Annotated in this window: 16 protein-coding genes; 2 read left to right on the top strand and 14 right to left on the bottom strand. The window is 38.5% G+C overall.

Going from position 1 to position 14,541, the window contains the following annotated elements:
• The first annotated feature begins 150 nt into the window (after positions 1–150).
• Positions 151–333 carry an SPJ_0845 family protein gene (locus tag LACDD01_RS08885; protein ID WP_017370573.1) on the top strand — a complete coding sequence of 61 codons (183 nt, stop codon included), beginning with the start codon at positions 151–153 and terminating at the stop codon, positions 331–333.
• 61 nt (positions 334–394) lie between these two features.
• Positions 395–511 carry a DUF4044 domain-containing protein gene (locus tag LACDD01_RS11585; RefSeq protein WP_004259413.1) on the top strand — a complete coding sequence of 39 codons (117 nt, stop codon included), beginning with the start codon at positions 395–397 and terminating at the stop codon, positions 509–511.
• Between the two features lie 58 nt (positions 512–569).
• Here the strand turns inward: LACDD01_RS11585 and ileS are convergent, their stop codons facing one another.
• The 14 genes from ileS to LACDD01_RS08815 form a co-directional block, all read right to left on the bottom strand.
• A complete protein-coding gene (gene ileS, locus LACDD01_RS08880; protein WP_061414514.1) occupies positions 570–3,356 on the bottom strand; it encodes an isoleucine--tRNA ligase in 2,787 nt (928 codons plus the stop codon).
• Between the two features lie 393 nt (positions 3,357–3,749).
• Positions 3,750–4,601, bottom strand: a complete 852-nt coding sequence (locus tag LACDD01_RS08875; protein WP_061414511.1) for a DivIVA domain-containing protein — start codon at positions 4,599–4,601, stop codon at positions 3,750–3,752.
• A gap of 26 nt (positions 4,602–4,627) precedes the next feature.
• Positions 4,628–5,425: a YlmH family RNA-binding protein gene (locus tag LACDD01_RS08870; protein ID WP_061414508.1), complete on the bottom strand. Its 798-nt coding sequence runs from the start codon at positions 5,423–5,425 to the stop codon at positions 4,628–4,630.
• Complete coding sequence (locus tag LACDD01_RS08865) at positions 5,422–5,667, bottom strand: YggT family protein (RefSeq protein WP_003133468.1); 246 nt, start codon at positions 5,665–5,667, stop codon at positions 5,422–5,424. The genes LACDD01_RS08870 and LACDD01_RS08865 overlap by 4 nt, the downstream gene beginning before the upstream one ends.
• Before the next feature lie 6 nt (positions 5,668–5,673).
• Positions 5,674–6,252 carry a cell division protein SepF gene (locus tag LACDD01_RS08860; RefSeq protein WP_061414504.1) on the bottom strand — a complete coding sequence of 193 codons (579 nt, stop codon included), beginning with the start codon at positions 6,250–6,252 and terminating at the stop codon, positions 5,674–5,676.
• Between the two features lie 40 nt (positions 6,253–6,292).
• Positions 6,293–6,964, bottom strand: a complete 672-nt coding sequence (locus LACDD01_RS08855) for a YggS family pyridoxal phosphate-dependent enzyme (RefSeq protein ID WP_017370568.1) — start codon at positions 6,962–6,964, stop codon at positions 6,293–6,295.
• On the bottom strand, positions 6,964–8,238 hold the full coding sequence (gene ftsZ / locus LACDD01_RS08850; protein ID WP_017370567.1) for a cell division protein FtsZ: 1,275 nt from the start codon (positions 8,236–8,238) through the stop codon (positions 6,964–6,966). Before ftsZ ends, LACDD01_RS08855 begins: the two co-directional genes overlap by 1 nt.
• A gap of 27 nt (positions 8,239–8,265) precedes the next feature.
• On the bottom strand, positions 8,266–9,627 hold the full coding sequence (ftsA, locus tag LACDD01_RS08845; RefSeq protein ID WP_017370566.1) for a cell division protein FtsA: 1,362 nt from the start codon (positions 9,625–9,627) through the stop codon (positions 8,266–8,268).
• 119 nt (positions 9,628–9,746) lie between these two features.
• The gene (locus LACDD01_RS08840) at positions 9,747–10,619 is read right to left on the bottom strand and encodes a DegV family protein (protein WP_017370565.1); all 873 of its coding nucleotides are present in this window, start codon (positions 10,617–10,619) and stop codon (positions 9,747–9,749) included.
• A 10-nt stretch (positions 10,620–10,629) separates the two neighbouring features.
• Positions 10,630–11,358 carry a 23S rRNA (guanosine(2251)-2'-O)-methyltransferase RlmB gene (rlmB, locus tag LACDD01_RS08835; protein WP_017370564.1) on the bottom strand — a complete coding sequence of 243 codons (729 nt, stop codon included), beginning with the start codon at positions 11,356–11,358 and terminating at the stop codon, positions 10,630–10,632.
• A gap of 49 nt (positions 11,359–11,407) precedes the next feature.
• Positions 11,408–12,718, bottom strand: coding sequence for an aminopeptidase C (gene pepC / locus LACDD01_RS08830; protein ID WP_017370563.1), 1,311 nt, complete (start codon positions 12,716–12,718; stop codon positions 11,408–11,410).
• A gap of 75 nt (positions 12,719–12,793) precedes the next feature.
• Positions 12,794–13,474 (bottom strand): 5'-methylthioadenosine/adenosylhomocysteine nucleosidase, encoded by a 681-nt coding sequence (locus tag LACDD01_RS08825; RefSeq protein ID WP_061414501.1) that lies wholly within the window; start codon positions 13,472–13,474, stop codon positions 12,794–12,796.
• Between the two features lie 94 nt (positions 13,475–13,568).
• Complete coding sequence (gene macP, locus LACDD01_RS08820) at positions 13,569–13,847, bottom strand: cell wall synthase accessory phosphoprotein MacP (protein WP_003133453.1); 279 nt, start codon at positions 13,845–13,847, stop codon at positions 13,569–13,571.
• Positions 13,840–14,424, bottom strand: coding sequence for an NUDIX hydrolase (locus tag LACDD01_RS08815; RefSeq protein WP_017370561.1), 585 nt, complete (start codon positions 14,422–14,424; stop codon positions 13,840–13,842). The genes macP and LACDD01_RS08815 overlap by 8 nt, the downstream gene beginning before the upstream one ends.
• Between the last annotated feature and the right edge of the window lie 117 nt (positions 14,425–14,541).

Below are 14,541 nucleotides of genomic sequence, written 5' to 3'. Positions count from 1 at the left end.
TTTTTATAGGTAGCAGTGCTTTACACAAACTACCGTTCCATAACATTATACTGGATTTTCGCTTTAAATGCAAACTTTATTGCTATTTATCTGGCTTTTTTTGACTTTTCGTAGTAAAATATATAAAAAATGATAAGGAGTAATATCGATATGGGATTAACTTTTAGAAAACGTGATGATTTCGATAAAATGATGGATGATTTAGGCGTCTCAACCGGTAATTTAGACACTGATAAAGCAACAGCGAAAACTGAGAAGCAAGAAGATCCATTTGCAAAATTCTTAGAACCAAAAGAGTCTTCAAAATCTGAAACGGACAATTCTGGTAAATAGTGTGACATTTTACTAATTTATTGCTAGAATAGAACTGAGAATAATAAATATTGAGGAAACTATGGCTTACAAAAAGAAACAAAAATCTACTTTTCAAAAAGTGACGATGGTTGTTGTCGTTGCGATGCTGCTACTTATTGTCTTTAGCTCCCTAGCTATGGCTCTGTCTGCATTTTAAAAACTGCTTGAAGCAGTTTTTTATATTATAAAAAGCTTGGATATCCAAGCTTTTTATTTTATTCAAACCCATCAGTTAATACTTGAGGAAATTCATTTTTTACAATGGTAGCACAGCTTGAGCAAAGGGCATGTAAATGTTCATTTTCATCAGTCCCAACGGTCACATCTGTACGGCGACAACGGTCACATACTTGACCTGCTGCTTGTTCCACAAGAATAGCTACATCATCAAATTTAACAGCTTCTTCTGGTGCTCCTTCATTTGATACAGAGAATTCTGAAACAATGAGAAGTTGAGCAACATTTTCATCAAGACTTACAAGAAGACTTGAAACCACTTCATTAGGATATACAGTAACTTTTGCTTCAAGTGATTTACCGATTAATTTTGCTTCTCGTGCTTCTTCAAGCGCTTTAAGTACTTTATTTCGGAAATCAAGGAATGCTTCCCATTCACCGAGTAACTCTTCTGAGCCAGTGAAGTCTTTAACTTCAGGCATTTCAGCAAGATAAGCGAACTTTTCCGTTTCTGCTTCAAGGTATGACCAGATTTCTTCTGCTGTGTGCGGCAGAATCGGAACTAAAAGTTTTGTCAAATCTGCAAGCATTGTATACATCACGGTTTGCATTGAACGACGATCTGCAGCATTGGCTGCCTCGATGTATACCACATCCTTAGCAAAATCAAGATAGAAAGCAGACAAATCATTGGTCAAGAAGTTAATCACTTGCTTATAAACACTCATGAAATTGTATGAATCATAAGCTTCACGTACTGATTCTACTAGTGTATTGAATTTGACAAGCATATATTTATCAACACTACGTAAGTTTTCATAAGAAACCGCATTTGTGTTTTTATCAAAATCGGTAGTATTTGCGATTAGGAAACGCATTGTGTTACGGATTTTACGATAAACTTCTGAAACTTGATTAAGGATCTCCATAGAAACACGAACATCGGCTTCAGTATCGACAGAAGCTACCCAGAGACGAAGAATATCTGCCCCTAATTTTCCTGTCACATCTGAAGGTAAAATTGTATTACCAATAGATTTAGACATTTTACGTCCTTTTCCATCAAGAACAAAACCTTGTGACAGAACTGCTTTGTATGGAGAAACACCGTTAACAGCAACTGAAGTTGTGATTGATGAGTTAAACCAACCACGATATTGATCTGAACCTTCAAGATAAAGATCGGCAGGGTAAGATAGGTAATCGCGTTCGTTCAGAGCACCATTCCATGATGAACCTGAATCAAACCAGACATCCATGATGTCTTTTTCTTTTGTGAATTTACCGTTTGGAGAACCAGGATGAGTGAAGCCTTCTGGTAACAACTCTTTAGCTTCACGTTCAACCCAAACTTTTGAACCGTGTTCCGCAAAAAGCTGGGCAACATGTTCTGTTGTTTCCGGCGTAATGATTGCCTCTCCATTTTCCGCATAGAAGATTGGCAGTGGAACACCCCAAGCGCGTTGACGAGAAATGACCCAATCTCCACGGTCACGAACCATATTATAGAGACGTGTTTTCCCCCAAGGGATAATCCAATCCACTTGTTCAATTTCACTTAGGATATTTTCACGGAAGTCATCAATCGATGCAAACCATTGTGGTGTTGCACGGAAAATAACGGGTTTCTTCGTACGCCAATCATGTGGATAACTGTGTGTAAAGAAGTCAAGCTTCAGCAAAGCTCCTTTTTCTTCTAACCATTTACTTACAATTTTGTTTCCTTCATCGTAGAAGATACCTTCTAAACCAGGTGCTTCATCCGTATAGTAACCACGGTTGTCCACAGGTGATAGAACTTCAAGTTTATATTTACGGCTAAAGAAGTAGTCATCTTCACCATGACCTGGTGCGCTATGAACGAGTCCAGTACCAGAATCAAGTGTGACATAATCCCCATTCATAATCAATGATTCACGATCATAAAATGGGTGATAAGCCGTCATCATATCCATTTCAGAACCTTTAAGTGTTTGAATTACCGTTGGGTTTTCCCACTCTAAAGTCTCTGCCACCTTGCTAAGCATTTCTGAAGCAACAACAAATTTACGATTTCCTACTTCTACAACTGAATATTCGTAGTCTGGATGTACAAAAATCCCCATATTTGCTGGCAATGTCCAAGGTGTCGTTGTCCAGATAACAAATTCTGCATCTTCTGGTAACAAGCCCTTAACATCTTTTGCTTTGAAAGCCACAAAGATTGATGCCGAACGGACATCTTGGTATTCAATTTCCGCTTCTGCCAATGAACTTTCTGATGAAGGAGACCAGTAAATTGGTTTTTGACCTTTGTAGATATAGCCTTTTTCCGCCATTTTACCGAAGACACGAATTTGTGCAGCCTCATATTCTGGGAGAAGTGTCATATATGGACGTTCCCAATCTGCTAAAACTCCTAAAGACTTAAAGTCTGAACGTTGCATATCTACTTGCTTGAGCGCATATTTGCGACACTCCTCAAGATAGTCTAACATGTCCATTTCTTTACGGTTCATACCCGCTTTTGAAAGTTGTTGTTCGATAGGTAAACCGTGAGTATCCCATCCTGGTACATATGGTGCACGGAAACCAGACATGGATTTATAGCGTACAATAATATCTTTCGAAATTTTATTTAGGGCATGTCCAACGTGGATATTTCCATTTGCATAGGGAGGTCCATCATGCAACATAAACGATGGTTTACCTTCATTCAGTTCTTGACGTGCTTCATAAAGTTTAGCTTCTTCCCAGCCTTTTTGCCAGCCAGCTTCTTTATTTGGCAAGCCTGCTCGCATCGGGAAAGCCGTTTTCCCTAAATTCAATGTATCTTTAATTTTCATAATTTTTACCTTTCTTTTAAACTTTATCTGTTTACCAGTATCTCTAAACTCTCTGTTTCTTGCGCATTATCATTCTAATCCGCTAAAGCGGAAAGAATATTTCTTGGTTCACAACTCGCTTCGCTCACTGCGTATTATCATTCTAATCCGCTAAAGCGGATTAGAATGATAATAAAAAACGGTCTTTCGAAAAAGGACGAAAGACCGTGGTACCACCTTAATTTTTCTCACGAAAAGTGAGAACTCTTACGTACGTAACGTGTACAGCGTCTAAACTTACTTGACTTGGGCTTAGAATAATTTAGGTGATAATCCGAAAAACAGGGAATATGAGACTTCCATCAACTCTCACTTGCTGTAAATATATTTTTCTTTTCTTGTCCTAAAATTAAATTATTTATGTTCAGGTGCTTCTACTTCTGGAACTTCTGTTTGCATTTCTGGAAAAACTGGATAAGAAGTTTCTTCATTTTTTTCAGTTTCTGCAACTTCCCCTTCTTCTGAGGGTATTTTTTGAGTTTCCTCTTCAAGAGCAGGAGCCAAAACTTCTTTCACAGTCTGTGGAATTTCAGTTTCTTCAACTTCAACTATTTTTTCAGTTTCTTCCTTAACTGTAGGTTCTACAACAGTGTTTTTTTCAGCCTTAGCAGGTTCATCTTTAGCGATATTTCCTTGTAAAGATGTATCACTCAACTGCATATCCACAATTTCTTGAAGCTTTTCTTCAGGATTTGTAATATGTGAAGATGTTACTTCTAGAGTATCTTGCCAATCTTCTGAATGAATACTTGCCAACTGAGCCTCAATGATTGAAGTCATACGTTGGTGATAAAGACGCATTTTACGTTTCAAATCATCTGTATCACGAACCAAGCGACGTGCATCATCCGAAGCTTGATTAAGGATTGTTCCTGCTTCTTTTTTAGCGGCTTCAATAATGAGCTGACCTTTTTGACTAGCTTCAGCAATAATGCTGTTTGATTCACTCTGTGCTTGAACACGTAAATTGTCGGCCGCATCTTGTGCAACGACAATAGATTTATTCAAGGAATCTTTCATATCATCGAAATATTTTACGCGTTCACGTAAAGCCCTAAGCTCACGCTCTTGATCTTTAATTTTTTGTGCAAATTCATCGTAATCACGAACAACGATATCTAAAAATTCTTCAATTTCATGTTTGTTGTAACCACGCATTTGTGTATTAAATGTTTTATTTTGAACATCTAAACTATTTAATGCCATAAGTACCTCCAATCTCCCAAGAGACTCTATCTTTTCTTATGATTCTTAGTAATTTCACATTCGATTTTCTGTTTACCTTTTTTGGTTTCACCTAAAATTCTTAGAATCTTAATACGACCTAGGCCACGAACACTGATTAAATCTCCTTGTTCGACAGTAAAATCTTTCTTTTCAATTTCAAGGTAATTTAATTTTACCTTTCTTGATTGTAACATATTTACGGCAAGATTGCGAGAAATCTCGAAAGTGCTTGCAATAATTTTGTCAATACGCATACTCGAAACTAAGACTACTTTCATTACTGAGGCAGCTTCTGTTTCTATCAGCTCTTCAAATGGTTTTTCAACAAATTGTACGGTGGCAGAACCAATTTTTTTGATATTATTCTGAAAGATTTCAAGAAGATGTTTGGAAACAAAAACTTGTGCCCTTCCTTCGCTTAAAATAATATCGCCAAGCTCTGAACGCCGAATTCCCGTTTGACCTAAGAAACTTCCCAAAATTTGGGAATGCTTGAGTTGATAAAATTTCTTAGCGTATAAAATTTCTAACAACGCCAGGTCAAAGTCTGCGACATCTAACTGATAAAATTCAGGCGCAATAATAATCTTAGTGAGTTCGGTCTGGGCAATATCCTGAGTAGAAAAAATCTGAAGTTCCCGCTTATTTGCTAAAGATTCGAGAATTTCAACTTCTCTAGGATTTAGAAAATAAGTAGTAACTACAGAATAATTGTTTTCCACACGATCCATCCAGTCTAAGACGCGATCAATAAATTGCTTTTCATCAGGATGAAAGTGTTGATATATATTTTCATGACTCATAAGAAGCGTAAAAGAAGTTGTTGAATAACTTGTAAAGCAATTACACCAAGCACGATTGTGAAATCTAATCCTGCAAAACGTAATGGAATACCTTCAAATAAGCTCAGATAAGGTCTTGAAATTTTGACAATAAAACGGCCTACAGCTGTATCATAAAGGCTTGGTATCCAACTCATCAGAGCATAAGCTACTAAAACCCAGGTATAAAGACCAATCAGTCGAATTAAAATATATATAATCATAGTTTATTAAATATCGAAGTTCTCAAAGTTTTGCCCTGCCAAGATACTTAATTCTTGGGAAGCATCAACTGTGATATTCGCCGGTGTGAGTAAGAAAATTTGTCCGCCAACATTTTGAACATCACCATCAAGTGTAAATACAACACCAGTCAAGAAGTCAATTGAACGTCGTGCTTGGTTATCTGGCATAAACTTGAAGTTAACCAAAACCGACTCTCCATTTTTAACGATGCGCGCAGATTCCATAATATCAGAATAGGCACGTGGCTCTTTGATGGCAATAACTTGTCCTGCATTTGTTGTGGCTTGATTCATCATAGGTTTTTGAACTTTTTTCTCTGTTGTTTTAGTGTTATTTGTTGTTGAAGAAAAGGATGCTGGGCGTTTAGCAGTTGATTTTGCTTGCGCTTGTCTTTGAGGTTGAACCGGACGATTCATACCTGTGGCTTTCTTTTCTGTGTTTACTGTTGAAGACTTTTGCGGTTGTGGTTGTGGCTTTTGTGCCGCTACAACGGGTTCATCATACTCATCGTCGTCCTCTTCGAAAAATTTTTTTAATTTATCAAATTGATCTTTTAAGGCCATACTTCCCTCCGTTTTCAATGCTTAAGATTCTATACAAATTTTATTCAAAAAATGCTGTACCAATTCGAACAAAGGTCGCTCCTTGTTGAATTGCTCTTGTATAATCACGGCTCATTCCCATACTCAATTCAGTACAAGGAATATTAGTAATTTCTTTAGCCGCAATTTCGATTTGCAATTGCTTCATCGAAGCGAAAATGTTATCCAACTGCTCATTATCAGCATCAATCGGCGCCATCGTCATCAAGCCCACAATTTCCACATTATCTAACTGTGAAATTTCTGCTAAAGCTTGATCTATGTCTTCTGGCGCAAATCCATGTTTTGTCTCTTCACCTGAGATATTGACTTCGAGGAAACATTTTATCATATGTTCCGCACGTTTTTCAATTTCTTTGGCAAGCTTGACCGAATCTAAAGCATGAAAGTAATCAACTAAATTAATGACATCTTTTACTTTACGGCGTTGCAAATTTCCGATGAGATGCCAAGTAATATCTTTGTTTTCAAGAGCCTTATATTTTTCAAGAAATAAATCTGTACGATTTTCTGCTAAATGATGAATACCTGCTTCAACTACTTGTGCTGCTTTTGCAGTATCGACATACTTGGTTACGGCAATCACCTGAACGTCTTGATTTGAATAAGGAGATGTAGCTTTTGCCACATCTACCTTGTTCAAAATATTTTTAACATTTTCTGCTATACTCATTATTTACGGAAAAATGGTGGAGTATCGATATCTTCATCTGTAGATGGGATACCTGAGAAGCTTGTAACATTCGATGAGTTTTCACGGTTTTGATTTCCGTTTTGACGCGGTGAAGCATCGCGACGAAGATCCCAATCACCAAAAGCAGATCCTGATTTTTGTGTAGGAGCTTGTTGGGCTTGTGAAGGCTGTGAAGCTTGTGCTGGTCGTGAAGTTGGCGCTGAGGCTTGTTTCATCGAAGTATGTTGAAAGTTCGGTTGACGACGTGGTTCATCTACAACTGGAGCTGTAGATGTTCCTAAATATTCATCAGTTGCATCTTGTGAAACACCTGTGGCTACAACAGTAACACGAATTTCATCACTGAGTGAGTCATCAATAGATGTACCCAACAAGATGTTCACATCGTTACCTGCAGCTTGAATAACAATTTCTGAAGCATCCTGAGCTTCAATAAGGCTCATATCCATACCACCTGTAACATTAAGGAGGACATTTTCAGCACCTTCAATTGTTGTTTCAAGCAATGGTGAGTAAATCGCTTTACGTGTTGCTTCAATGACACGATCTTCACCAGTTGCAACACCGATACCCATGAGGGCATCTCCTTTGTTCGCCATAACTGTTTTCACATCAGCGAAGTCAAGGTTAATCATACCTGGATTTGTAATCAAGTCAGTAACACCTTGAACACCTTGGCGGAGAACATTATCTGCTTCACGCAATGCCTCTGTCAAAGGAGTTTTCTTATCAACGATTTCAAGCAAGTTGTTGTTTGAGATGATAAGTAATGTGTCTACATTTGCACGAAGATCTTCAATGCCTTCTGTTGCAAAGTAGCTACGTTTTGAGCCTTCAAAACCAAATGGACGAGTTACAACTGCAACTGTCAAAGCACCAATTTCTTTTGCGATTTGAGCGATTACAGGAGCAGCACCTGTTCCTGTTCCACCACCCATACCAGCAGTGATGAAGACCATATCTGCGCCTTCAAAAGATTGGGCAATTGTTTCTGCAGATTCTTCTGCGGCACGGCGACCAACCTCAGGCTGTGCACCTGCACCAAGTCCTCGTGTCAATTTTGGACCAAGTTGAATTACTGTATCTGCTTTTGAACTGCGCAAAGCTTGTACATCTGTATTAGCTACGATAAAGTCAACGCCAGAAACGCCTTCTTCAATCATGCGGTTAACTGCGTTACCACCGCCGCCACCAACACCGATAACTTTAATTACAGCGCCTTGAGCGATTTCTGTATCAAATGAAAATTCCATGTTTTATTTCTCCGTTATTAAGTCGTTTTAGTCAAAAAGGTTTGAGAACATGTTGCGCATACGATCCACAACACCTTCTTTTTCTTCTTCAGGTTCAGCTGCTGGTTGAGCAACTGGACGAGTTGGAGCTTCTGTTTGGTAGAAGTTATTTTCTTCATAATCCATTGTATCTGTTGCCGGAAGAACAGGTTCTTCATATTGCGCAACAGGAGCAACATATGTGCTGTCAGAAGCAATGGCTTGTGATACAAGTCGATCAATGTCTGTGCGTTCACCAACGTAGTTGACAACACTGATTACTTGAGCGAAAGCTGGGTTACGTAAGCCCATTTCGCTTGGTACGAAAAGACGTGCATTCATCCCAATAACTTTTGTTGCAAGATTCACTGTGCCAGGCATTGCCGCAGCTCCGCCAAGGACCACAATTCCACCAGGATAATCTAATGAACGTGTGTTTTCCAAATCTGATTTCACACGGTTAAAAATTTGTGTTAAACGTGCTTCAATAATTTGTGAAAGGTAATATTCTGTGATTTCTTCTGGGTCTGTTTGTCCAACAACGTCAACCGGGAAGTATTCTTCTTGACTGGCGCGCTCAGTACTTGCTTCACCATAATTTAGTTTCAAATCTTCTGCTTCACTCAATGAAGTATTAAGTACAGTAGAAATGTCACGTGTCACATAATCGCCACCTTCTGGGCTTGTATGTGCAAACTTCAGCTGTTGATCACGAACAGCGGAAACTGTTGTTTGGCCTGCACCAAGATCAATCATTACTGTACCAAACTCACGTTCTCCTTCTGAAAGTACATAGTGACTCATAGCCAGCGGAGCAATCACGAGATTATCCACAATCAAGCCAGCACGTTCCACAACTTTACGAATGTTGTGTACTAATGTTTTTGGACCAGTATAAATGATACCACGCATACCTAAACGCACACCAAACATCCCACGAGGGTCAGATATTCCTGTGAAATCATCAACTGTAAACTCAGTTGTCTCTACAGAAATTATTTCACGTTCAGGAACTACACCACGCATCAATGCATTTTGCACCGTTTGCATTACATCATCTTCTGTAATTTCTTTTGAAGTCCCGATAATTGGAACCATGCCTTGGCAGTTTTCCATTTCGAGTTGATTGGCAGGAATACTGACATTAATTTTGTCAATCGTAATCCCCGCACGTTCTTCAGCAGCGTTAACAGCCTTGCGCAAAGCTGTTGCCACCTTTTCAATATCTACAATAATTCCGTTTTTTAGACCGTCAGATTTTGCATTACCGACGCCAATTATATTCATTTCGTCTGAGACGTACTCCGCAACCAACACTTTAATAGTATTTGTACCGATGTCAACGCCCGTATAAAGTCCACTTTTTAGCATAAAAGCGACCCCTTTCCTCACATATCACAATTCATATTTTCAATTTATCGAGTTTACACTCACTCTATATTTTAACACAAAATCACAGTAAAACAAGAGTTCAACTGTGATTTTTTATATTATTTTCTATTTTTTTTAGTAATTGAAAAAATCGCCAAAGTACCAGAACCTGTATGAGTGACAATCGTTGGACTCAGAGGACGGATGTCAACCTTGTCAACATGTTGTTCCAAGAAGAGTTGTTTCACTTCTTGAGCAGTGGCTTCGCTCCCAGAATAGGCCACAATTACATGTGAATAAGCCGGGTCCATCTCTTCAAGTGTCATGTCAACTAAACTTTTTATTGCTTTCTTCTTGCCACGTACTTTAGTCAGTTGTGTCAACTTGCCTTCTGCATCTACGGTAAGGAGAGGTTTGATGTTGGCCATCGTTCCAACCATAGCAACAGCTTTGGGAATACGTCCTCCACGTGCCAGATGATTCAAGTCGTCAACCATGAAAAGACTCTTAAGGCGTAAAATAAGTGTTTCAAAAATAGGCAACGCTTCTGTCAAACTCTTCCCAGATTCTCGTAGATTCACCATTTCTTGGACCAAGAAACCCTCTCCAGAAGCTGCGGCCAATGTATCCACTACCGTAATTTTAGCTTTCGGATATTCTTCTAGAATCATTTCTCGAGCAATAACGGCAGATTGATAAGTACCTGATAAGCCTGATGAAAAGGCCAGATACACAATTTCTTCTTCTGGATTTTGGCTTATAAATTTTTTGAATAACTCGGAAAACTGGCCAGAATTAATTTGTGATGTTTGAACAGTTTTGCCTGCTTTAATTTCTCGGAGAAGGTGTTCATTACTCAGGCTATTTTCGCCAATAGTTGGATAGGTTTGCTCACCAATAGTGACAGTCATTCCTAATACAGCTATGTCGTACTTTTGTAAATAATCTTCACTCAAATCCGCTGTTGAATCAGTAACAATGCGAAAAGTCATCTTTTTCCCCTTACATCTTATTTCTAAAAATTTCGTACATCAAAATACTGGCAGCAACACTTGCATTCAAACTTTGAACATGGCCAACCATCGGAATAGTAATCATCTCGTCCACTTGTTTCTTCAGATTTTGACCAATACCTTTTCCTTCATTTCCAATCACCAAGGCAACTTTACCCGAGGTATTCCATTTAGAATAAGTGGTACCGTCCATGTCGGTTCCAAAAGTCCAAAAACCAGCTTCTTTTAGTTTATCTAACGTTTGAGAAAGATTAGTAACACGTACCACGGGCACATGTTGCAAAGCACCTGTACTTGCTTTTACTGCTGTTGGCGTGATCCCTACCGCGCGGTGTTTTGGAATAATAATCGCATCTACTCCTGTTGCATCTGCTGTTCGGGCAATTGATCCTAAATTGTGAGGATCTGTCAGCTCATCTAAAATTAAAATTGTCGCAGTTTCTTTATCCGAAACTTGTGCTAAAATTGTTGCCAATTCTGCATAAGCAAATTCTGCCACACGGGCAACAAAACCTTGATGAACTCCGTTTTCTGATATTTTATTTAATTCAGTTTTGGGTGTCCAAGAGATGTTTACTTTTTTTTCACGCGCAAGTTCCTTGATTTTCTCAACGTTCTTACCCCGTAATTTTTCCTCGACATAGAGTTTATTGACTACTCCTGCATTGAGTGACTCTGTTACAGCGTGTAAGCCGTATATGATATCCGTATTTTCCATAATATTATTATAGCAAAAAAGATGTCCATATGGGACATCTTCTCTTCTTTTAAGCCAAAGCTCCCATAGGATCCCAAGGTAAGAGGATCTGAGGTTCAGCATTGTAGGCTGCAAGTTCTTCAGGAGTGAGCAAATCTTTGCGTACTACGATTTGGTAGGTATATTCATCCATCCAAGCATCAGAGGCCACAAAATAGCCTTCCTTACCAACATCTTTCCCCCAAGAGTTTTCAACTTTCCATTTCGTAGGTGCTCCATTTTCATCCAAATCTACACCTGTTAAAACCATAGCATGTGTCATTAAAGATTCAGCATAATCTAAGCGTGAGGCTTTGTCCTGTGTAAAGTGAATATCAAGCGCTGTCTCAAAATCATATGCATCAAGAGTCAACAAACCATCCTTACGATTTGAAACTTGTCCAACATCACAACCAAACCAAACTGTTTCACCTGCTTGCATTTGTGCAATGGCGAGTTTTTTGAAACGATCCATGTCAAGATTCAAGTGCTTAACATCACGAGCTCCAACCACATTTCCCAGAAATTCAACTGTGTATGATTTGTTGTAAGGTTTATCTTCTGTTGGTGCATTAATGACTGAAACATAGTCATCAAGTTTGATATCTACATATTGAGCATAAAATTCTTGGGCTGTGCCTGAGAATTTTTCTAATGCGCTTTCTTTGTCACGGAATGCATACTCAAAATGTTGCGGAGGAAGTCCAAGAGTTGCTGCTAAAAAGTTAAAAATTTCTTGTAACAAATCTTCTTTAAGAACTTGTACATCTTCGCCCTTTGCCAGTGCTTCTCTCAATAATTGAGCATCTTGGCGCAACAGTTTGTCTAAATACTGGTTGAGTTCACGCGAATTAGAAGATGCTGCTGATTCAGGATAAATATCCTTAGGAACAACACCGTATTTTTCAAAAAGCGCCACAACCATATCCCATTGTCCACCATCTTGTTGTGGTGTTTGGAGTAAAAATTTCAAGCGACGATCGTCCATATCTACATGGTTAATAATTTGTTCCATAAACCAATTTGACTTTTCGTATTTATCCCAAAAGAAAGTGTAAGCCTGTGACAGTTCAAAGTTTTCTAACTTAAATTGTCCAATCATTTTATGACGGAAAGTATTCAGAGCAGCAAACATCCAACAACGACCTGATTGTTTTTGATTCGTTACTTTATCTTTGGTAAGGTCAATTGAAAACTCTGGAATATTGTTGGCATGTGAGCTACGAACTTCCAAAGCATTCAGGAGCCCATTTTTCGTCGCTGCATTCTCTACAGCACGAAATTTAGGGTTTTCCGCAAAGTTGTCATAAAGTTTTTGTGTGAAATCTTGAGTAATAGTCATTTCATTCTTCTCCACTTCCATGTATTGATTTTATTATTATAACTTTTTCTGGTGAAAAAGTCAGCTAATTATCGTTTATTCCATATTGTTCAGAAAATTCATTAATGTTTGCGCAGATTTGCGACCAGCTTCAATAATAAATTCATCAAATTTCACATTTGCATCGTGGCTTGCTGTATCCGACATCGCACGAATAATGACAAACGGTTTTTTCAAGGCTGTTGCTGCTTGGGCAATCGAAGCCCCTTCCATTTCAACGGCCAAAACATCTGGAAAGTGTTTTTTAATTTCAGCAATGCGACCGTCGCTAGAAATAAAGCTGTCAGAGCTTGTAATCAGACCAACAACAGGATTCTCAATCGCTTTTTTAAGCTCCGAAACGAAATATTTACTGCTCTCAAAATAAAGCGGCTGTTGCGCCATTTGCCCAAAAGCATAGCCAAAAGCTGTAACATCAACATCATGATAAGCAAGCTTGTCAGCAACAACAACATCGCCTATTTTTAATTCGTGATTAACCGCACCAGCAGAACCTGTATTAATAATCCCATCAACGGAAAAAACTTCAACCAACAAAGTAACTGCCATTGCAGACATCACTTTACCTATTCCTGATTGGACCAGTACAACCTCATGACGACCTATTGAGCCGGTATGAAAGACATAACCGTGACGTGTAATCTTACTTGCATTGTCAAGATTTTCTACAAGAGTACGGAGCTCTTCTTCCATTGCACAAATAATTCCTAATTTCATTTTTATTCTCCTTTTTCTTTCATTGTGGTAAGTACATTATATAGTATAAAAGTTTAAAATAAAACCCCACATATATGTGAGGTATAGATATCGTTTAGAAATAGTACCAGAAAAACAAAATTCCTATCCCAATTACAACAAGCGAAGTAATAAGGAGCCATTTGTTTACACGACTACTTCGTTTTTTCTGCTTGGCATTTTCAATGCGGCGACTTTTATAAACCGCATTTTTTGATAAATCACGTTCAAGTTTATCGTATTTCTCTGATATTTCTCGATCTTGCTCTAATTCTTCTTTGAGACTTCTCTCTAAACGTCTTCTTTTTCGCTCTGCATCCTCAATGATATCATCTGTCAAAAGTGGTTTAGGCATCTAAATCTCCTTGTTTTTTCAGATTTTTCAGCTCCCAGTACCAAACAGCCATGATTGTCTTAGCATCACAAATTTGCCCTTCTTCAATCATTGTCTTAGCTTCCGGGAGCGTCACTTCAATCATTTCAAGAAATTCTCCTTCGTCTTTCGGACGAGGGTTTTCAACCTTCGTGAGTCCAATAGGGAAATAAAGATATGTTTTTTCAGAAGAAAAACCAGGTGTACCATAAAAGCTCGTAATTTCGACAAGTTGTTCTGCTGTGTAGCCCGTCTCTTCTTCTAACTCACGTAAAGCGGCGGCTTTCGGGTCATCCAACTCATCGGCTTCTAGTTTCCCCGCAGGCACTTCATAAATAAATTTTTCAAAAGCTTTACGATATTGTCCTACCAATACAAGCTTATCTCCACTTATTGGTGCAACAGCAACACCACCATTATGAAAAACTAGCTCTCTTGTTGCCATTGTTTCATCTGGTAAACTTACTAAGTCTTTTACCACTCGAAAAATTTGTCCGTGAAAAATTTGCTCACGAGACAAAGTGGGTTCTTCAAACTTTTTCTCGTCAAATTCTCGCATGTTTATCTCCGTTATCTTTATTTTCTTATATTTTACTCACCACGAAAATGCGGCAAGCGACGTGCAGCACCTGACTTTTCAACTTGACGTGAACGTCCAATTGCGATACTTTCTGGT

Source organism: Lactococcus sp. DD01 (assembly GCF_001578715.1).
Taxonomy (GTDB): domain Bacteria; phylum Bacillota; class Bacilli; order Lactobacillales; family Streptococcaceae; genus Lactococcus; species Lactococcus petauri.
Note: the sequence above shows the minus strand (reverse complement) of the source record. Positions and strands in the feature narration are given on the sequence as shown.

Bases quoted from the DNA above. Each gene is read 5' to 3' on its own strand.
- LACDD01_RS08885 (WP_017370573.1), top strand. From the start codon at position 151: ATGGGATTAACTTTTAGAAAACGTGATGATTTCGATAAAATGATGGAT.
- LACDD01_RS11585 (WP_004259413.1), top strand. From the start codon at position 395: ATGGCTTACAAAAAGAAACAAAAATCTACTTTTCAAAAAGTGACGATG.
- ileS (WP_061414514.1), bottom strand. From the start codon at position 3,356: ATGAAAATTAAAGATACATTGAATTTAGGGAAAACGGCTTTCCCGATG.
- LACDD01_RS08875 (WP_061414511.1), bottom strand. From the start codon at position 4,601: ATGGCATTAAATAGTTTAGATGTTCAAAATAAAACATTTAATACACAA.
- LACDD01_RS08870 (WP_061414508.1), bottom strand. From the start codon at position 5,425: ATGAGTCATGAAAATATATATCAACACTTTCATCCTGATGAAAAGCAA.
- LACDD01_RS08865 (WP_003133468.1), bottom strand. From the start codon at position 5,667: ATGATTATATATATTTTAATTCGACTGATTGGTCTTTATACCTGGGTT.
- LACDD01_RS08860 (WP_061414504.1), bottom strand. From the start codon at position 6,252: ATGGCCTTAAAAGATCAATTTGATAAATTAAAAAAATTTTTCGAAGAG.
- LACDD01_RS08855 (WP_017370568.1), bottom strand. From the start codon at position 6,964: ATGAGTATAGCAGAAAATGTTAAAAATATTTTGAACAAGGTAGATGTG.
- ftsZ (WP_017370567.1), bottom strand. From the start codon at position 8,238: ATGGAATTTTCATTTGATACAGAAATCGCTCAAGGCGCTGTAATTAAA.
- ftsA (WP_017370566.1), bottom strand. From the start codon at position 9,627: ATGCTAAAAAGTGGACTTTATACGGGCGTTGACATCGGTACAAATACT.
- LACDD01_RS08840 (WP_017370565.1), bottom strand. From the start codon at position 10,619: ATGACTTTTCGCATTGTTACTGATTCAACAGCGGATTTGAGTGAAGAT.
- rlmB (WP_017370564.1), bottom strand. From the start codon at position 11,358: ATGGAAAATACGGATATCATATACGGCTTACACGCTGTAACAGAGTCA.
- pepC (WP_017370563.1), bottom strand. From the start codon at position 12,718: ATGACTATTACTCAAGATTTCACACAAAAACTTTATGACAACTTTGCG.
- LACDD01_RS08825 (WP_061414501.1), bottom strand. From the start codon at position 13,474: ATGAAATTAGGAATTATTTGTGCAATGGAAGAAGAGCTCCGTACTCTT.
- macP (WP_003133453.1), bottom strand. From the start codon at position 13,847: ATGCCTAAACCACTTTTGACAGATGATATCATTGAGGATGCAGAGCGA.
- LACDD01_RS08815 (WP_017370561.1), bottom strand. From the start codon at position 14,424: ATGCGAGAATTTGACGAGAAAAAGTTTGAAGAACCCACTTTGTCTCGT.